The sequence below is a fragment of the Kitasatospora sp. NPDC088779 genome, from assembly GCF_040685395.1.
GTDB lineage: Bacteria > Actinomycetota > Actinomycetes > Streptomycetales > Streptomycetaceae > Kitasatospora.
Map to the genome: position 1 here is coordinate 21,883 of NZ_JBFBHW010000070.1, position 17,993 is coordinate 39,875.

Annotated in this window: 15 protein-coding genes and 1 pseudogene; 8 read left to right on the forward strand and 8 right to left on the reverse strand. The window is 71.4% G+C overall.

Going from position 1 to position 17,993, the window contains the following annotated elements; genetic code table 11:
* Positions 1–59: 59 nt before the first annotated feature.
* Positions 60–257, reverse strand: a pseudogene (locus AB0P03_RS37530) (STAS domain-containing protein); the annotation flags it as partial.
* Between the two features lie 164 nt (positions 258–421).
* Here AB0P03_RS37530 and AB0P03_RS37535 point away from each other — a divergent pair.
* From AB0P03_RS37535 to AB0P03_RS37560, 6 genes are all read left to right on the forward strand, one after another.
* Positions 422–916, forward strand: coding sequence for a hypothetical protein (locus tag AB0P03_RS37535; RefSeq protein ID WP_363587214.1), 495 nt, complete (start codon positions 422–424; stop codon positions 914–916).
* Between the two features lie 403 nt (positions 917–1,319).
* Positions 1,320–2,162, forward strand: coding sequence for a siderophore-interacting protein (locus AB0P03_RS37540; RefSeq protein ID WP_363587215.1), 843 nt, complete (start codon positions 1,320–1,322; stop codon positions 2,160–2,162).
* A 224-nt stretch (positions 2,163–2,386) separates the two neighbouring features.
* Positions 2,387–3,775 carry a hypothetical protein gene (locus AB0P03_RS37545; protein ID WP_363633190.1) on the forward strand — a complete coding sequence of 463 codons (1,389 nt, stop codon included), beginning with the start codon at positions 2,387–2,389 and terminating at the stop codon, positions 3,773–3,775.
* Between the two features lie 214 nt (positions 3,776–3,989).
* Positions 3,990–4,376, forward strand: coding sequence for a hypothetical protein (locus tag AB0P03_RS37550; protein ID WP_363587217.1), 387 nt, complete (start codon positions 3,990–3,992; stop codon positions 4,374–4,376).
* A gap of 205 nt (positions 4,377–4,581) precedes the next feature.
* Entirely contained in the window at positions 4,582–6,720 is a 2,139-nt protein-coding gene (locus tag AB0P03_RS37555; protein WP_363633192.1) for a hypothetical protein, read from the forward strand.
* A 341-nt stretch (positions 6,721–7,061) separates the two neighbouring features.
* Positions 7,062–7,601, forward strand: a complete 540-nt coding sequence (locus tag AB0P03_RS37560) for a GNAT family N-acetyltransferase (protein WP_363633194.1) — start codon at positions 7,062–7,064, stop codon at positions 7,599–7,601.
* A 304-nt stretch (positions 7,602–7,905) separates the two neighbouring features.
* On the opposite strand, the gene AB0P03_RS37565 is transcribed toward AB0P03_RS37560, so the two are convergent.
* Positions 7,906–8,811 (reverse strand): peptidase, encoded by a 906-nt coding sequence (locus AB0P03_RS37565; RefSeq protein ID WP_363587220.1) that lies wholly within the window; start codon positions 8,809–8,811, stop codon positions 7,906–7,908.
* A 763-nt stretch (positions 8,812–9,574) separates the two neighbouring features.
* Entirely contained in the window at positions 9,575–10,315 is a 741-nt protein-coding gene (locus AB0P03_RS37570) for a winged helix-turn-helix domain-containing protein (protein WP_363587221.1), read from the reverse strand.
* A gap of 124 nt (positions 10,316–10,439) precedes the next feature.
* Here AB0P03_RS37570 and AB0P03_RS37575 point away from each other — a divergent pair, with 124 nt between their 5' ends.
* Together AB0P03_RS37575 and AB0P03_RS37580 are read left to right on the forward strand one after the other, a co-directional pair.
* The gene (locus AB0P03_RS37575; RefSeq protein WP_363633196.1) at positions 10,440–10,916 is read left to right on the forward strand and encodes a GNAT family N-acetyltransferase; all 477 of its coding nucleotides are present in this window, start codon (positions 10,440–10,442) and stop codon (positions 10,914–10,916) included.
* A gap of 443 nt (positions 10,917–11,359) precedes the next feature.
* Entirely contained in the window at positions 11,360–13,651 is a 2,292-nt protein-coding gene (locus tag AB0P03_RS37580; protein ID WP_363633198.1) for a hypothetical protein, read from the forward strand.
* A gap of 91 nt (positions 13,652–13,742) precedes the next feature.
* On the opposite strand, the gene AB0P03_RS37585 is transcribed toward AB0P03_RS37580, so the two are convergent.
* The 5 genes from AB0P03_RS37585 to AB0P03_RS37605 form a co-directional block, all read right to left on the reverse strand.
* Positions 13,743–14,150 (reverse strand): hypothetical protein, encoded by a 408-nt coding sequence (locus AB0P03_RS37585; RefSeq protein WP_363633200.1) that lies wholly within the window; start codon positions 14,148–14,150, stop codon positions 13,743–13,745.
* A gap of 356 nt (positions 14,151–14,506) precedes the next feature.
* Positions 14,507–14,893, reverse strand: coding sequence for a nuclear transport factor 2 family protein (locus AB0P03_RS37590; protein ID WP_363587227.1), 387 nt, complete (start codon positions 14,891–14,893; stop codon positions 14,507–14,509).
* Between the two features lie 79 nt (positions 14,894–14,972).
* On the reverse strand, positions 14,973–15,668 hold the full coding sequence (locus AB0P03_RS37595; protein WP_363633202.1) for a type 1 glutamine amidotransferase domain-containing protein: 696 nt from the start codon (positions 15,666–15,668) through the stop codon (positions 14,973–14,975).
* A 193-nt stretch (positions 15,669–15,861) separates the two neighbouring features.
* Complete coding sequence (locus AB0P03_RS37600) at positions 15,862–17,631, reverse strand: MOSC and FAD-binding oxidoreductase domain-containing protein (RefSeq protein WP_363633204.1); 1,770 nt, start codon at positions 17,629–17,631, stop codon at positions 15,862–15,864.
* 179 nt (positions 17,632–17,810) lie between these two features.
* Positions 17,811–17,993: hypothetical protein (locus AB0P03_RS37605; RefSeq protein WP_363633206.1), on the reverse strand; the 183-nt coding region annotated here is incomplete at its 5' end.

The following is a 17,993-nucleotide window of genomic DNA, read 5'->3' on the forward strand; positions in this document are numbered from 1 at the left end:
TGGGCAGGAGGCCGATGTCCGCTTCGCGCGGCCCGGCACCGTTGGCACGCTCCTTGTGATCAGAGTGCCGTGGGGCTGGTGGCGGTGGCCGCCGAGACGTCGGGGTGGAGGGCGAAGACCCGGTCCAGTCCGACGATGTGCAGAATCCTGATGGTGTTGGCCGGGACCGCGGCCAAGGCCATGTCGGCGCCCTGTTCGGCGGCCACGTTGCGGACGGCCAGCAGAGCGGTGATGCCGCTGGAGTCGCAGAACTCCAGACCGGTCTCGCTGTTCCGCCCTCGGAGGAGGGTGGAACCACAGGACTGGTCGCAACCTCACACAAGCCCTCATTCCCGCACGTCGTGGCGGTTGGTGAACCAACGAGGTCCGCCATCCCGTTGAGGCATGTACCTGACCATCCTCCGATAGAGAGTTGGCTGCCATGACCTCCAAGCGTGTTGTCCAGTCCTCCGTACTGACCGCCGTCCTGGCGCTGAGCGCCGGCTTGGCCCTGGCTCCCGCGGCGCAGGCCGCCGGCCCCTCCGCCGGAACGACGCGGTCGGCCGCCCCAGTGGCGTCCGCCGCCTACGCGGTGCGCAGCACCCAGGTCACCCTGTCGAACCAGACCGGCAGCATGCTCTACCTCGGCTCGGCCACCCTGGCCCACGGGTGCTGGAGCGCCGGCAGTCCTCTGCCCCCGAGCTACATCCTGCCGAACGTGGCCCCCAGCTGGAAGACCGAGTCGTGCGGGTTCCTGACGGGCACCGAGGGGCAGATCGGCTTCGGCGTGGACACCTGGAGCGGGTTGATCCACTGGAGCAACCCCTACGCCGGGTCGAACGTCAACGAGTGCACTGTCGGTGCGGGTCTCACCTGCCAGGTGATCGGCGGCGGGGGGAACAACGCGGAGGTCACCTTCGTGGTGCGGCGCGCCTGAGGCCCGACCCCACCCGGTCGCCCGCCACCTGAACCACGAGTGCCTCCGGCAGGGCGGCCGAAATCGTACCGGCGTCCTGACCGGCCGCCCGCTCCCTATCCTCCCGAGCGGGTTGCGGTGCCGGATCGGTCCGGGGAGTGCGGCGCGGCCGCTCTGCAGGCGGCGACCTCGGTCGTCGGCTCCCGGGCGGCGCGCGGCGCGGTCTGGCTGCGCCGAACCGGTCGCGGGGGCTCCGTGCGACCTTGTCGCGTCCGCGAGCCGCAGCAGGGCTGCCGGGGCGTCACGTTCCCGGTCGTGGGCGGAATGGGGATCGGCTGCCGTCCCTGGGTCGAGCACCGCCTCAAGGGTGCTAACTTAGGCAAGCCTAACCAAGAAGCGCGACCACACAGCCCAGGGGGGCACCATGGCAGACCAACCGACCCGCCGGACACCGCAGGCCCGTGAAGCACAGGTGCTGCGCACCGAGCGGATCACACCGCACATGGTGCGCCTGGTCCTCGGCGGTGCGGGGTTGGAGGACTTCGACGCCACCGAGTTCACCGACCACTACGTCAAGGTGCTCTTCGCACCCGAGGGCGTGAGCTACCCGGAGCCCTTCGACATGGCGCGGATCCGCGAGGAGTTCCCGCCCGAGCAGCGGCCGATCACCCGGACGTACACCGTGCGGGCCTGGGACCCGGCCCTGCGCGAGCTGACCATCGACTTCGTGGTGCACGGTGACGAGGGCCTGGCCGGGCCGTGGGCGGCCCGCGCACAGCCCGGCGAGACGGTGCGCTTCCTGGGCCCCGGCGGCGGCTACGCCCCCGACGCGAGCGCCGACTGGCACCTGCTGGTGGGCGACGAGAGCGCGCTGCCCGCGATCGCCGCGGCGCTGGAGCGGATGCCGGCCGATGCCGTGGTGCACGCCTTCGTCGAGGTCGCGGACGCCGCGGAGGAGCAGAAGATCGTCTCGCCCTCCGGGGCCGAGATCAGCTGGCTGCACCGCGGCGCCCGCCCGGTGGGCGAGGCGCTGGTCGAGGCGGTGGGCGCGCTGGAATTCCCCGCCGGCACGGCATCCGCGTTCGTGCACGGTGAGGCGGGCTTCGTGAAGGAACTGCGGCGCCTGCTGCGCGTGGAGCGAGGCATCCCGCGCGAGCGGCTGTCGGTCTCGGGCTACTGGCGGTCCGGTCAGAGTGACGAGGCCTGGCGGGCGGCCAAGCGCGAGTGGAACGCCCAGGTGGAGGCCGAGCAGGAGTCGGCCGGCTGATCTACGCGGCCGGGCAGCCGCCCCTCCCCGGCCTCTGCCCGCCCCCGGCGGCCCCCCGCCGCCCGCCCCCCGCGGCCCCCCGCCGCCCGCACTCCCGCCTCCGTCGACGCTGTACACGGAATCGTTGTCCTCACCGCGCATGCCTCCGGCCCAGTACCGGTTTCATGATCACTGAGGGAGAATTCCAGAAGGCCAATTCGGCGCAGTCGACAGGGGGTTGGGCGATGTCGAGGCTCTTCGGCGGGCGGGGCGGCGGCAGGGGAGACGAGGGAAGCGGGAGTACGCAGGAGCTGGCCAGGTCACTGGCCCGGCAGGGGGCCTGGGGCGGTCTGTGGAAGCTGGTGCTGTCCCTCCCCTTCCCGCAGGCCGCGGCGGCAGCCGCCCACCTGAAGCCATCGCGGTGGCAGCCCCAGGGAATGGCGGAGCGCCAGCTGGCCCAGCTGCTGGCCGAGACCGACCGTCGTGAGGTGGCACGGGTCGGCGAGTCGGTCCACGCGTCGGCGTCGCGGGTGCTGCCGTCCGCCCTCAACGCCGCCGGCCCGGTCGGCTTCTGCCATCAGCTGCCGCTGGCCGCGATCAACCTGATCGGCGAGGACCTCCACCGGTGCCGGATCGTGACGGTGGACCGCACCGGCGTCCTGAACGAGTTCTACGAAGGCCCGACGAACCACGTGTCGCTGTGCTGCGTGGACGCGGGTACCGTGGTCGCCCTGCGCGACTTCGCCGGCGACGGCCACCTCCGGAACGCGGAACTCGTCGAGTACACACCCGGCGGGGAGACGGTCCTGGCCGGCGGCACGGCGCTGCTCGGAGCACGGGTGGAGGCGACGGCCGACGGTTTCGTGACGGGCCTGAGGCTGGTCAGGGCGGCGCTCGGGTTCTCCGGCGGCCAGGAGCTGCAGCTCGACCTGGCGGAGTTCGGCTTCAACCGCGCCGACCTGTTCGCCGTCGACCCCTCCGGCACCCGGATCGCGTTCGCCGACGGGTTCCGGATCCTGATCACCGACAGCAGGCTCGAACCGATGCACGAGTTCGCCGCGGACGACCACCTCGGCCACGGACCGATCAGCGCCATCGCGTTCACCGCCGACTCCCTGGTCACGGCCGGCCTGGACCGTGGCCTGCAGCGGTGGCAGGTGGTCGGCGACCGCCTGCGCCCGCTGCACCCCGCCTCGTTCCCACCACCCAGGGCCCTGCACAGGCTCAGCCCCGTGCCCGCCTGGGACCTCCTGATCGGGGACGGCGGCAACGAGAACTTCTTCTACGACCAGACGTCCCTGGACAGCCGGACCTCGCCGCCCTTCCTGGGCTCCCTCGACACCGGCATCGGGCACTTCGAGTCAGCACCGTACGGCAGGCTCGCCGTCTACGAGGGCGGCCTGTTCCCGCCGACCCGCGACAGCGCCGACGGCTTCTACTCCACCGTGGTCCTCGACCTCGACCACCCCCTGAACCTGCTGGCCAGACGGCTGTCGTCGCTCTCCCGCGCGGACGCCGACCGATCGCGCGCCACCCGCGCCGACGCCGGCCGCTACCCGCTGTCGGACTCCGCTCGGAACGTCCTCGACCGCATCGAAGCAGCCGCCGAACTGGTACCCGAACTCGCCCAGTGACCCCGCGATCGTCCACGTACTCGTCGTTGATCGCCGGAAGAGCTCTCTCGAACGCCCCCACCAATCTCATCAGGCCGCCTCGGGGCGGTTCGGCGAGGGCCCTTGGGGGTGCGGGAAGCGTAGCCGGCGGTGTCAGCGTCGAGCATGACCATGTCCTGGTCCTCAATGTCCAGGCCTCGGAACCTACCCCGCTGAGCCGTGCAACGATTCCCAGGTGAGAGTCCCTGATGCTCCTTTCCGTGAACGCCTGTTTGTCGAGGCGCTGGCCGTGCTGGCGGCCGATCCCTCGGCTCAGCTGACCTGGGTGGACGAGCAGGGCGTCTCGACGGATGAGGTCGCCCTGGACTTCGACCACGCCTTCCGCATGGCCGAGGGCCTGGTCGAGGACGGGGATCTCAGCCGCGAGGCGCTACGTGACCTTCGAGCGATCGATGCGATCTTCGCCGGGATGAGCGGCCGGGAGAACTCGGACCGGTGGGACAGGGAGGCTCTGACGGTCGATCCAGGGTGGATCGAAGCCCGGGAACTGGCCCGCCGGATCCTCATCGGGATGCTGGGCGAGTGGTGCCTGCCGATGCCGGAGATTCTCGTCGTGCGATAGCGGGCCCGGACCCCCCGCAGTAGGCAGCGAAGTCACCGAAGGGCAATTTCGTAACAGCTTGTCTTTGCGATGAATACTCAGAGTGACTGCTATATGTGGGGACATGACACATGAACAGCACTCAGCCCCTCCCGGACAGCGCCCGCGGCGCGTCCGGACGGCCCGGCTCGCCGCAGGGGCCCTGGCCCTGATCGTGGGCGCCGGAATGCCCCTGTGCCTGGACATCGGGACCCAGGCGCAGCCTCGGGCCGGCGGCTCGCCCCTGGTCAGCGAGACGTTCACCCAGGCCGCCGCCCCGGAGTTCACCGGCGTGGGGTCGGCCTGTCTCACCGGCGCGCCGGCTGCCGCCGCGCCCGGCCCCGGGGACCATCCGCTCGGCGGCTGCCCGGGCGGCGTGGGCCAGGTGCCGCCCCCCGACGGAGCGCCGCACGGCTATCTGCGGCTGACGGACGCGTCCAACGACCAGGCCGGCGCGGTCCTCTACAACAACGCGCTGCCCGCCAACCAGGGCCTCGATGTCACCTTCGACCAGTGGCAGTACGGGAGCACGACCCCGGCCAACCCCGCTGACGGCATCTCGTTCTTCCTGGCGAACGGCGACGGCGCGCTGACCCATCCTGGCGCCTTCGGCGGCAGCCTCGGGTACGCGCAGAAGCTTCCCGACGACGATCCCACCGCCACCTTCCTGCCCGGTGTGGACCGCGGCTACCTGGGCGTGGGGCTCGATGTCCTCGGGAACTACTTCGGCGACTGGGAGCACCGCGGCAACGGCTGTCCCACCCGCTCGCCCGCCGGGACGGCGTTCCGCGTCCCAGGCCCCGGGGCCAACATGGTCACGGTGCGCGGCCCGGGCGACGGGATCGAGGGCTACTGCTTCCTGACCGCCACCACCAGCAACTTCAGCACCACCGCACCCTGGCCGTCGACGCTCCCGGGCATCCTGCAAGGGCCGCTCACCGCGCTGCCCCCGGGTGCCACCCCCGTCCAGGCCGAGACCGCGCTCGAACCCTCGCGCCGCCGGGTCCATGTCGAGCTCACCCCGACGCCCGACCCGGTGCTCACCGTGTCGGTCGACTTCAACGACGGCACCGGCTCCCACCAGGTGCTCAGCACACCCGCCCCGCAACCGGTGCCCGCCACCTACAAGTTCGGGTTCGCGGCCTCCACCGGTCTGTTCACCGACGTGCACCTCATCCGCAACGTGGTGGTGAGCAGCAACCAGCCGCTGCCGCAGTTGAACCTCGTCAAGCAGGTCCGGCAGCCGCTGCCCGGTGACCTGGTGGCCGGGACGCGGGTGCCGTACGACTTCGTGGTCACCAACTCCGGTGCCACGGACATCACCGGCCTCGCCGTCAACGACCCGAAGGTCGGCCCGGTCACGTGTCCCACGACGACGCTCGCGAGCGGTCATACGGTCACCTGCACTGCCACCCACACCGTCACCACCGCCGACGTGACCCACGGTTCCATCGACAACACGGCCACCGCGACCGGCACTTCGGGCGGCCGGCCGGTCTCCTCGCCGCCGTCCTCGCAGAGCGTGCCGATCGAACGGCCGCCCGGCCTCGCCATCGAGAAGCAGGTGCAGACGCCCGGCCCCTACACGGTCGGGCAGACGGTCACCTTCCGCTACACCGTCCAGAACACCGGGGGCGCCGAGCTGACCGGCGTCCACGTGACCGACGACCACGTCGCCGACATCACCTGTGCCTCGACCACGCTCGCCCCGGCGGAGAGCCTGGGCGACCGCACCACCTGCCACGGCACGTACACGATCACCGAGAACGACGCTGCGGCCGGCTCCGTCACCAACACCGCCACCGCCACCGGTACGGCGAACGGCCAGCCGGTCACGTCCCCGCAAACCCAGCTGACGCTGCCGATCGGGGCGCCGCACCTCGCCCTGAAGAAGCGGGTGCTCTCGCACGGCCCCTACGCCGTCGGCGACACGGTGGAGTACTCCTACACGGTCACCAACACCGGCAGCACCGACCTGCACGGCGTGCTGGTCAACGACGACCGCATCGCCAGCGTCAGCTGCGAGGCGACCACGTTGACGCCGGGGGCCAGCACCACCTGCCACGGCACCTACACGATCACCCTGGCCGACATCGAAGCCTGTAAGGCGGCCCACCACCGCGGCGGCGCCGAGAAGGGCTGCGACCTCACCAACGTGGCGTTCGCGGCGGCCACCGACCCGCACGGGAACCCGATCGTCAGCGAACCCGCCAAGGCCACCATCACCGTGGGGGAGGAGAAGGACTCCTACTGCCACAAGCACCCCGGGCACGGCCACTGCCGCAAGGGGCTCACCGAGCCCGTGTCCGACCAGGAAAACGACTGACGATACCTCGCGACCCCCGGCCCTCGCGTCCCCTTCCCGCTCGGCGTCTTCCCGCACCGCGTTCACGCAGCGCTTCGTCTGGCGTCCGGGCCGGTCGACGCTCCACCTCTGCGGCGGGGCCTCGGCGCAGGGGACGCAGGCGAAGTCCTCCTCGCGCACGATGCTGAGCTGCTGGCAGGACGGGTGGCGGCGGAACACCACCTCGTGCGGGAAGCCGGACGGGCGAACGACCCCGGCCCGCCGCCGGCCTGCCGCCAGCCGTCCCGGCGGTGCCCGCCGCCCTGGGGCGCTGTGTCCCGGGGTGCCGGTCGGTCGGGTTGACCACCTGTTAGCGTGCGCGAATGGAAGATCTGGGAGCTGTGGTGTGGCCGCCTGAGCCGGTCAGGACCGGGAGGCTCGTGGTCCGTGCGTCCGAGATCCGGGACCGTGCGGCGTTCATCGAGCTGCTCGCCTCGCCGGAGGTGCACGCCTACCTCGGTGGCCCCCGGCCGCGTGACGAGCTTGAGCGCGAGATGCCCGGGGCGCCCGAGCGGTGGCCCGGGAGTTTCGTCGTCGAGCTCGACGGGTCGATGATCGGCCAGATCCTGCTCAGGAGGGCGACGGGGCACCGCCGTCCGGCTGCCGCGGGGAAGATCGATCTCGGCTACCTGTTCCTGCCGCGGGCGTGGGGATTCGGGTACGCCGCCGAGGCGTGCGCGGCGGCACTCGGCTGGCTCGCCGGCGCGCTTCCCGGCGAGCCGGTGGTGCTCACCACCCAGAGCGCCAACGTGGGCTCGATGCGTCTGGCGGCGAAGCTGGGGTTCACCGAGGTGGAGCGGTTCGAGGCCTGGGGCGCCGAGCAGTGGCTCGGCATGCGCTCCCCGGCCACGCCGTCCGATTGAGTCTGCGACGCAACCGCCGGGGAGCCCCCGCCCACCTGCGCGCGGGAGGGACCCGTGGGTTCTCGGCCGGACGCCGTCAGGAGTCGGCGCACCTGTCGTTCTCTCGTGGCGGAGAGGGGCGCTTCGCGCGCGTCCAGACGGGCGGGGGCCCGGCGCGCGCGTGTCGGTAGTGGCCGTCGCGACGGGTGCGCCGTCCGCGAACTGGCGCGGAGCAGCACCGGCCCCCTGTCCCGGCACTCCAGCAGGCTCGGCATCGAGGTCCGGCTGGAGTACCGGGGACAGGGGACCGGTACCGCGCGCGCGATCAGGCGTTCTGCGCCCCGTTGAAGACGTTGTAGGCGTCGTCACGGTAGTAGGCGCTCACCGCCCACCACTTGCCCTGCCAGCTGTTGCCCGTGACGAAGTCGCCGGTCTGAACGGCCGAGCCGTCGTTCTGGTCGTAGTTCACGAAGAACGGCCCGCCGCTGGCACCTCCGCCCAGTCCGATGCAGTTGTCGATCCGCGCGGTGGGAGGCTGCTCGGGGCCGGCCACCGGCTGGCCGCCGCACCAGAGCATGTGCTCCCGCTCGGCGGGGACCACTCCGGGGATGCCGATGATGTGCGCGTAGTTGTTGATGTCCCGGTTGAACCCGATGCCGGTGGCCCCGACGACATCCGCGATGTGTCGGCCGTTCAGCGTGTTCAGCACGAGGAAGGCGATGTCGCCCTGCGGAGCGGGGGCGTCGACCCAGCCGGCCGCCCGCCAGGTCCACCAGCCGTAGGGGGCGTTCCCCGCGTCGTAGCCGGGAGCGAACTTGAAGTCGTGCCCGCCCTCCACGCAGTGCCGGGCGGTGGCGATGACATCGCGGTTGGCGCTGGAGACGACGTTGGCGGTGCACACGCCGTCCCCGGTGAGCAGCCGCCCGGTGGTGCCCCAGACGCTGGCCTTGGCGCCGGCCATCGCGTCGGCGTTGGCCTTGGCGCCTCCGTTCGGGCTGACGGTCGGTTCGGTCGCGTGGATCGTCAGCGGCTGGCCGTCGAGGGAGCTCTCCTTCTCGGGCGCCCAGCTCGTACTGCCGGCATTCGCCGGGTTGATCAAGACGTGGCTCTTGCCGCTGACCCGCTCGATCGGCTTGGCGTCCGTGGCCGGTGCGGCGGACGAGGCCGGCACGGCCATGCCGAGGGCCGCCACCGATGCCACGACTGCTGCGAGGAGACCGCGCATGCGCATGGTTGTCCTTCCTTCGCTGTGGGGTGTGCTGTCTGCTGTCCCGTCAGCTTGGAGGCAGCATGTCAACAACGAGTCAACAACATGTCAATGGCCGGCGCGGCGACCGGCGCCGGCGACCGCGGCCCAACGCGGTGATCACCGTCCTCGGCCCGCCGATGCCGCCCCTGCTGCCGGTGGCCCAGCTCTACGCGCGCTACATCCCCTTGCTGCCGTGCCCTGAGGGCGCGGACCTGCTGCAGGTGCTGTGGTGTCCGCTGAACCACGATCCGTCGCGGTTGCCCGCGGCCAGGGTGGTGTGGGGCTCCTCCGCGCAGGTCGACGCGCTGCTGACCGATCCGCCGCTACCGGCTGACGTGGAGAATGACGGCGACTACGTGCCCGAGCCGTGCGTGCTGCACCCGGAGGTGGTGACGGAGTACCCGGCGCCGCTGGAGCTGGGGGCCGACCTCGCGGACCGGATCGGGGACTGGTGCGAGCGGGAGTTCACCGGCACCGATCCGAGGTACCGGTACGCCGAGGAGTTCCGGGCCTGCTACCAGTACGAGCTGTCGGTCGCCCCTGGGTGGAAGGTCGGCGGGCGGTTCGACCGGTGGGTGAGCAGCAAACGGCGACGCGGGCGAGGACGAGTCCGGTGTTTGTCCGGCGGCGGCGGGCCGGGCGTCGTGCGGAGCGGTCGGGGACCAGGCCTCGCAACTCACCCAACCCGTGCGGCCCTTCCACCGCCACGGCCCCACCAGCACCGGGACCGTTCATCCCATGGCCGTCAATCCGCCTCTTGGTCCCAGGGCGGCAGCTTGGTGGTCGCAGGCTGTCCGAGGTGGTCGCGCAGTTCGTGCCTGCCCAGATCCGTGAGGGCGAGGGCACGGGTGGTTCCGATCCGGGTCAGCCACCCGGCGGCCAGGGCGTGCCCGCAGATGGCGGCGCCGACGGCCCCGCCCAGGTGCGGGCGCCGTTCGGTCCAGTCCAGGCAGGCGCGTACCAGCGGTCTGCGGGAGGCGTCGGGCAGTGCGATGCCCAGGTCGTGGAGCCAGGCCGCCCCTTCGGCGGTGAGCGACGGATCGGCTCCCCACGCCAACAGGCCGAGGCCGGCCATCGAGTCGGTGACGGCCAGGCCCAGTTCTCCGGCCAGGTGGTCGTAGCAGAGCCGCGCGCGGGCCAGGGCCCGCTGCCGCCCTGAGCCCGACAGCGAACGCGGCCTGGGGGTGTGGCGCGGCGCGAGTGCGGCGAGGCTCTCGATCAGGGCCATCACGCGCGGATCGGCCATCCGCAGGTAACGGTGGCGTCCGTGGCGTTCCTCGGCGAGGAGTCCGCCACGTACGAGCACGTTCAGGTGCTCGGTCGCGGACGAGGCCGCGACACCGGCATGGCGGGCCAGTTCCATGGCCGTCCAGGCCCGGCCGTCCAGCAGGGCCAGGCAGAAGTCCGCCCTGGTGCCGTCGGCCAGCAGCCTGGCCACGGCGGCCAGGTCCACGCCGACGTCCCGGCCCTCGCGCTGGTGGTCCATGTCCCCGATTGTCGTCGATCTCGCTTCGGGCCCGGCCGAAGCGTCCGCGCCCTAACGTCTCGTACCGGCCGAGGCCACCGCGCCCTGCGCCCGCACACCTTCCGCCAACCGCCCTGGGAGCCCCATGCCTGCCACCGACAACACGCCATCGAACCCCTGGCCCGGCATCGGCCTCACGGTCACCGACGCCCCGAAGCCCGCCGACGTATCGCTCATCTCCGACGCCCTGGACCGGTTCAACACCGACTCGACAGCCGTCGACGACCGCCGCCCACTGGCCGTCCTGGTACGTGACTGCGTGACCTCCCAGGTGATCGGTGGCCTGACCGGTCGCACCTCACTCGGGCTGTTCTTCCTCGACCTGTTCTTCCTGCCGGCCGAGTTGCGCCACGGTGGCCTGGGCAGTGAGATCCTGCGCCGGGCCGAAAGCGAAGCCCGCGCACGCGGCTGCCGCACGGCGGTCCTGTACACGATCAGCTTCCAGGCTCCCGGCTTCTACGCGAAGCACGGCTGGCGACGCCTGGGCGAAGTCCCGTGCGACCCGCCGGGCACCAGCAGGGTCTTCATGACAAAGGACCTCGACCCGCCGTCAGCCGCCTGAATCCGCAGCACCGCGGTTCTGCGTGCCGTGTTCTGCCCGCTCCTCAAGGACCGCGGTGGCGGGTGAGCATACGGCCTCTGCCCCGAGCAGCCGACGGGTTAGCCCCCGCGGCCGGCAGAGCGGCGGCGGGGGCCTGCCGTCAGGTCGCCTCCGTCCGTCGAGGTACTCGCGCGTCCCTGGCCTGACCTCGTCCATTCCCGCCCCTTCCTTCTCACTCCTGTGGCACCTGTTGCCCCGGACGATACGCACCGCCGCAGACAACCCCCGGTGCCGCGGCCCGCCCGGCGCGGCCGGTTCTGACCGGGTCCCAGGGCCGCAGGCGCGCAGGCCGGTTACGGGGAAGCTTCCGAAACGGGAACCGTTTCCAAAAACCCCGCCATCGATCGGTCAAGGTCTGGCGGAACGCGGCCGTAGCGACCGCCCGCTGCGCCAGGGTGGGCGCCATGAGACTCCTGAAACCCCGCCTTGCCCCGCGCGCGGGCCGGACGCCGTTCCGCGCGCTGCCGCTGATCGCGCTGGTCGTGGCCGGCGCGGTGATATCCCTCGGTACGGTCGTCCCGGCCGCGGCCGCGACCTCCCGGGTCGACCTGAACGTCCTCGTCGTCACCGACGGCAACCCGTGGGTCGAGGGCATCCACAAGCAACTGGTCTCCGAGGGCGTGCCGACCACCGTGGTCGACCTCACCAGCAGCAACCGCGCCACCCTCACGGCGTCCTTCCTCGCCGACGCCCTGGCCGACGGCACACCGCACGGCCACTTCGAGGGCGTCGTCCTGCCCAACGACGCGCCGAGCCAGCTCTCCGCCGCCGAACTCTCCGCCCTCACCGGCTACGAGCAGGCCTACCACGTCCGGCAGGTCGACTCCTACGTGTGGCCGGGCGCCAACACCGGTCTGAGCACGCCCTCGTGGACCGGTTCGCTCGACGCGACCACCGCCACCGCGTCCTCCTCCGCCCGGACCGACGCCTTCCGCTACCTCAACGGCCCGGTGCCGTTCGAGGGCACCGCGGGCGGCAGCGGCTCGTACGGCGCGCTGGCCACGCCGGTGCCCGACAACCCGACCACCGGCTCGCACTTCGAACCGTTCCTCACCGAGACGGTGCCCGGCACCTCGACGCAGGGCGTGCTCGCTGGCGTCTACACCAGCGGCGGCCGCCAGCAGTTGGTCCTCACCTTTGCCTACAACTACGACCAGCAGCAGTTCCGGCTGCTCGCACACGGAATCGTCGACTGGGTGACGCGGGGCGTCCACCTGGGCTACTGGCGCAACTACTTCTCGGCACACATCGACGATCTGTTCAACGCCAACTCCCGGTGGAGCCAGAGCGGCAAGTGCACCCCGGGCGAAGGCGACTGCGCCGCCGGCGTGCCGGACACCACGCCCATCCGGATGGCCGCCTCCGACGTCACCGACACGGTGAACTGGCAGCAGCAGAACGGCTACACCCTGGACTTCCTGTTCAACGCCGGCCCGGGTGTCGAGTACCAGCAGGAGCAGGGCGGCGACGACCCGCTGAGCGACGCGCTGCTGGCGAACAAGAACAGCTTCCGGTGGGTCAACCACACCTACGACCACCCGTTCCTGGGCTGCGTGCAGGACTTCTCGGTGATCCCCTGGCGGTGCCAGACCGACGCCTCGGGCGCCATCGAATACGTCGACCAGCCCACCATCAGCTCCCAGATCACCCAGAACATCCAGTTCGCCCAGGCCAACGGCCTCCCGTTCCGGCCGAACGAACTGGTCGCGGGCGAGCACTCCGGCACCGTGATGCTGCCGCAGCAGCCCGACGACAACCCGAACTTCCTGGCCGCGCTGAGCGCCGACAACATCCAGTGGCTCGGCGTCGACGCCTCCCGCGAGAGCGGGCAGCGTCAGATCGCCTCCGCGCTCGGCACCCCGCGCCACCCGGTCAACGTGTTCTACAACGTCTCCACCCAGGCCGACGAGGTGAGCGAGTACAACTGGCTCTACACCTCCAAGGCGAACGGTGGCAGCGGCAACTGCGAGGCCAACCCGGCCACCACGACCTGCATCGCACCGCTGGACCCGAACACCGCCTGGTCGAGCTACGTCCTGCCGCTGCAGGTCAGGATCACCCTCGGGTACGTGCTCTCCAACGACCCGCGGCCCTTCTTCATGCACCAGTCCAACCTGACCGACGACAAGCTGGCACTGCAGACCCTCACCGGCATCCTGTCCACCTACCGCACCTGGTTCACCGCGGACACCCCGGTGGTCAACCAGACCCTCACCGACTCCGGGACGGTCCTCCAGCAGCAGGCCGGCTGGCAGCACGCCCAGAACACGGGCTCGGCCACCGGCTACATCCAGGGCGGCGTGGTCACCCTCCAGGGGACCTCCGGCACCGCCGTGCCGGTCACCGTGCCCGCCGGCACCACCGTCGCCGGCGGTGCCACCTTCGGGGCCGCGTACGGTGGCGAGCAGTCCGCGAACACCACGCTCGGCGCGACGGCGACCGCACTGACGCTGCCCACGAACGTGTTCGGTACGGTGGCCGACTCGACCCCCACCGGCCCGGGCGCGGAGCTCGCCTCCTACGCCAAGGGCTCCCCGCACGACGTGCGCCGCGACGGCGACGCCATCGTCATCACCGACCCGACCGGCACCCACGTCCTGCCCAAGCTCGCCGGCGCGCCGGAGGAGCAACTGCACATCGGCGACCACCACCACAACCCGTACAACGCCGTCCCGAAGGCACCGGCCAAGAAGTAGCCCGCACCCCGTACCGCGCACCCCGTACCGCGGCGGCGGGCCGCACGAGCGCTCCCCGGCCCGTGCGGCCCGCCGCCCGCCGTCGGCCCGGCTACGCGGTGCCGACGGTGAGCCGGGTGATGGTCCCGACCACCTCGGTGTCGGTCGCGTCGAGCAGCGAGGCCCGGACGGCCGCCGTGTCACCCGCGACGTAGCGGCTCTGGTTCAAAGTCGTGACCGGGACGGTCACTTGGACATTCGCGCCCGTGCAGTTCGGGGTGAAGCGGGCGTAGCCAAGGGCGCCGGACGCACGGTCCTCGGCGGTCACGGTCGCGGACGCGACGAGACCGCCGGCGTCGCAGGAGTACGCGATGGTGACGTTCACCGTCGCCGAGGCGCCACCGGAAACGGTCGCGCCGTCGACCCGCACCCCGGTGCCGGCGTGCGCCGGGGCCGCACCGAGCACCGCCCCCGCGAGCAGTGCGGGTACGCCGAGCAGAGTCACGATCCTGCCGTTCATGATGTCCCTTCCCATGCCGATCACCGGTGCCACCCCGACGACGGCGGACCGGTCAGGCGGCGGTCGATCCCGGAGTCCTTCCCAGGGTGATACGCCGGGGTCGGCACCACCGGCACCACCGGCAGCGTCAAGGCACTACCTGAAAAGTCGACTTGACTTTACATCATCTATCAAGCTTGGCCGGGCAATTGATCAAAATCGAGGCGTCGCTCCACCTGACCTCGGCGGTCGGCGCTGAACCCGCCCTCCGCCCGCGCAGCCCCTCCCAAGCGGGCTGCCCACGCCGCCCGCTACTGCCTCGGCGCGCTCGGCGAGTTCGGGTGTGTTCGAGGTCGCGGCCGCGGACCAGTGGCGGATCACTCCCCAGGTTCGACCCACTGCGACCGCCAGGCCGGCGGGTCGAACGGGTCGGCGAAGTACTGCGTCTCCCGCACCACGCGGCCTGCCGAGAACTCCATGATGCTCACGGTCTGCGTGGGTTTGCCGTCATAGGTGAGCACGAATTCGGTCACCCAGAGGTCGCCGGATCCGAGGATCCTGCGCACGGTGAAGGTCCGGACCGCGGGATGTTGGGTGCGCAGTGCCTGGATGTTGCTCCTGCCGCGGATGACCTCGCCGGACTGCGGGTACTCGACGATGACGTCGTCGGCGTAGATGTCGTGTTCCGCGTCCGCGTCGCCGCTGTTCGATGCGGCCCAGTGCCGGTCCAGCAGGGCCCGGGCAACCGTCGCTTCCACCGTCATGGCCCTTTCGCTCGGAACACCACGTGCCCCATGTCCTGCGACGCGGGCGCGTGCCTGGGCCGGATCGCTCCAGGACTGGTCACTTGAGGATCTCCAGCATCCGGTTCCCGAGGACCGCGGCCGAGGCCGGGTTCTGTCCGGTCACCAGGTTGCGGTCCTCGACCATGTAGGGCTCCCAGACCGGACCGCGGCTGAAGTCGACCCCGACCTTCGCCTTCACGTCGGTCTCCAGCAGCCACGGCGCCCTGGAGGCCAGTCCGACGCCGTCCTCCTCCTCGTCGGTGAAGCAGGTGATGTGGTAGCCCTTGAACGGCGACTCGCCGTGGATCCTGGTGGCCAGCATCGCGGCGGGACCGTGACAGACGATGAACAGCGGCTTGCCCGAGGCCAGTTGCCGGGTCAGCAGCCGCCCCACGTCGGCGTCCCACGCCAGGTCCGCCATCGGACCGTGACCGCCCGGCAGGTAGACCGCGGCGTAGTCCTCCAGACGCACGTCCGACAGCTGTAGCGGTCGACGCAGCACCTCGGCGGAACGGATGACGGCCTCCAGCTCCAGGGCGCTGTCGTTTCCGCCGACCATCTCGGGGCGCAGGCTCATCATGTCGACGGTCGGTGTCACACCGTTGGGCGTCGCGACGACGACCTCGTGACCGGCGTCCGCGAGGATCTTGTACGGGTTCGCGAACTCCTCGGCCCAGTAGCCGGTCGCGTGCCGCGTGCCGTCCTTCAACACCCAGTAGGTGGCTCCGCTGACGATGAAAAGCACCTTTGCCATGGCAGAGATCCCCTCTCGGACACATGCCAGGAGTGGGTTCGGCGGGATGCCCCACGGCGGGATGTCCCACGCAACCGACCCGCCCCGCCGGTCTCCTCCCCTCGCCCCACGCAACCACGCTAGGCAGCTGCGCCGACCGCGCGCAACCCGGTGCTCCGTCGGCGGTAGCGCCCCCGGTCACGGACACCTCCGGTCACATGTCCAGGACCACGTCGGCCGGGGGCGTCGAGCAGCAGATGAGCGCGCTTCCCGTGGCGGGGGGCTCCAGGGGCTGCGGGGCGTACTCGACGTGGCCGGAGAGGAGCGCGGTCTCGCAGGTGTGGCAGATTCCGGTGCGGCAGGACCAGCGTACGGGCACGTCGCACGCCTCGGCGAGTCCGAGCAGCGTGCCGTAGTCAGGGTGCCAGGGGACGATCAGCCCGGTGCGCGCGAAGGCTACGGACGGTCCCGGGCGGCCGGCGGGAGGAGCGGCCGGTTGGTGCGGTGCCCGGGCGGGTCCGGTCAGCACGCCGGGGGTGACGGCGGACGTGGCCCCGAAGACCTCGGTGTGGATCCGGGAGGACGGCAGGCCGCAGGCCTGAAGGGCTCCGGTCATGTCCCGCATGAACGCGTTCGGTCCGCAGATGTAGGCGTTGGCGTCCGGAGGCGGCCCCAGGCCGCGGATCCGCTCGGGACTGAACCGCCCGCTGACCGTGTAGTCGACACCTGGGCGGTCGGCGCCGGACGGACGGCTGTAGGAGACGAACGACCGGCCTGCGGGCAACTGGGCGAGCAGTGCGCGCACTTCGTCGGCGAACGGGTGGTTCTCGCCGTCCCGGGCCGCGTGCAGCCACCACACCGCGCGCTGCGAGTGCTCCGCGGCCAGGGCGTGCAGCATGGCCAGGACCGGGGTGGCGCCGACACCGGCGGACAGCAGCAGGACCGGAGTGTCCGCGTCCGCGAGCAGGAACGTGCCGCGCGGGGCGGCGACATCGAGGACGTCACCCACCTTCACGTGCTGGCGCAGGTAGGTGCTGGCGACACCGTTCGGCTCCTGCTTGACACTGATGCGGTACGTTTCGGCGCCCGGCCGGCCGGAGAGCGAGTAGTTGCGGATGACCGGGGAGGCCTGGGGGTCCGGCCGCAGGCGGACCGTGAGGAACTGCCCCGGCAGAGCGGCGGGGAGGGGCTCGCCGTCGACCGCCGCCAGAGTGAGCGAGAAGATGCCCGCGCTCTCCGGCTCGATGCGGGAGACTTCGAGCCGACGGAACCCGGGCCAGGCCGGCGGCGGGCTGCTGGTGGTCAGCCCGCGGTTTCCACCCGCGGCGCCGGAGCCGCGGTCCGCGTCGTCGAGCAGGGCTCGCAGCGACGTCTTCCAACCGGGGCTCAACGCGGTGATGCGCAGGGCCCGTTCGAGCTGAGGCCGGGCGTGGCCGGGCAGGTAGAGCAGCGCGTCGATCTCCGCGACGGTCATCTCCTCGGGGCCCGAGGCGATCTTCACGATCTCGTCGCCGGCCCGCACCCGCCCTTCGGTCAGCACCCGCATGTAGAAGCCCGGGCGGCGATGGGTCACCAGCAGGGCGGCCATCTGCGGCTCGCCGAGCCGCAACCCCACGCGGTAGCACGTCACGCGGGGTTGGGTGACCTCGAAGACCGCACCGCCGATCCCGTAGCGGTCACCGATGCACACCTCGTCGTCGGAGAGTCCGTCCACGGTGAGGTTCTCGCCGAACTGGCCGTACGTGAAGTCGTCCCGCTTCAGGTGCTCCTGCCAATGGCGGTAGGAGCTCAACTGGTAGACCAGTACGGCACGTTGCTCGCCGCCGTGCCCGGCGAGGTCACCCTGCCCGTCGCCGTCCAGGTTGAGCCGGCGCGCCATCACGGGCCCGGCGACGGGGTCCTTCCAGATGCCGGTGCGGGTGGTCCTGCCCTGCCAGGAGACGTCCTTGGGCATGCCGACGTTCACGGCGATCAGAACGGCCATGACCTGTGCTCCTCCCGTGCTCGACAGGCCGGTTCCTCCAGCGTCGTATGGTCGGCCGCCGGCCGCACCCGATGAGCTCTGCGCGGCGCCGGGGCGCGGCGACGAGTAGAGTGAGAACCGGTGGGCGCCGCCGCCGGACGTGTGCCGCAGGCGCGGGTACGCCGTCGTCGTCGAGGCGATCATGAACCTCGACGATCATGCACCTCGAACAGGCCTCGTTCGTCACCGGCGAGGTCCTGTGTGTCGACGGCGGCCAGAGCGCCGGCTTCTGAGAGGGCGGTTCGTGAGTTGATGTCCGCTTTGGCATGAGGTTGAGAGGACTGCTTGTCACGAGGCTGCGGGCGGCTGTGGCCGGCGAGGGT

Bases quoted from the DNA above. Each gene is read 5' to 3' on its own strand.
- AB0P03_RS37580 (WP_363633198.1), top strand. From the start codon at position 11,360: ATGAGACTCCTGAAACCCCGCCTTGCCCCGCGCGCGGGCCGGACGCCG.
- AB0P03_RS37565 (WP_363587220.1), bottom strand. From the start codon at position 8,811: ATGCGCATGCGCGGTCTCCTCGCAGCAGTCGTGGCATCGGTGGCGGCC.
- AB0P03_RS37600 (WP_363633204.1), bottom strand. From the start codon at position 17,631: ATGGCCGTTCTGATCGCCGTGAACGTCGGCATGCCCAAGGACGTCTCC.
- AB0P03_RS37595 (WP_363633202.1), bottom strand. From the start codon at position 15,668: ATGGCAAAGGTGCTTTTCATCGTCAGCGGAGCCACCTACTGGGTGTTG.
- AB0P03_RS37575 (WP_363633196.1), top strand. From the start codon at position 10,440: ATGCCTGCCACCGACAACACGCCATCGAACCCCTGGCCCGGCATCGGC.
- AB0P03_RS37590 (WP_363587227.1), bottom strand. From the start codon at position 14,893: ATGACGGTGGAAGCGACGGTTGCCCGGGCCCTGCTGGACCGGCACTGG.
- AB0P03_RS37555 (WP_363633192.1), top strand. From the start codon at position 4,582: ATGCCCCTGTGCCTGGACATCGGGACCCAGGCGCAGCCTCGGGCCGGC.
- AB0P03_RS37545 (WP_363633190.1), top strand. From the start codon at position 2,387: ATGTCGAGGCTCTTCGGCGGGCGGGGCGGCGGCAGGGGAGACGAGGGA.
- AB0P03_RS37535 (WP_363587214.1), top strand. From the start codon at position 422: ATGACCTCCAAGCGTGTTGTCCAGTCCTCCGTACTGACCGCCGTCCTG.
- AB0P03_RS37540 (WP_363587215.1), top strand. From the start codon at position 1,320: ATGGCAGACCAACCGACCCGCCGGACACCGCAGGCCCGTGAAGCACAG.
- AB0P03_RS37560 (WP_363633194.1), top strand. From the start codon at position 7,062: ATGGAAGATCTGGGAGCTGTGGTGTGGCCGCCTGAGCCGGTCAGGACC.
- AB0P03_RS37570 (WP_363587221.1), bottom strand. From the start codon at position 10,315: ATGGACCACCAGCGCGAGGGCCGGGACGTCGGCGTGGACCTGGCCGCC.
- AB0P03_RS37585 (WP_363633200.1), bottom strand. From the start codon at position 14,150: ATGAACGGCAGGATCGTGACTCTGCTCGGCGTACCCGCACTGCTCGCG.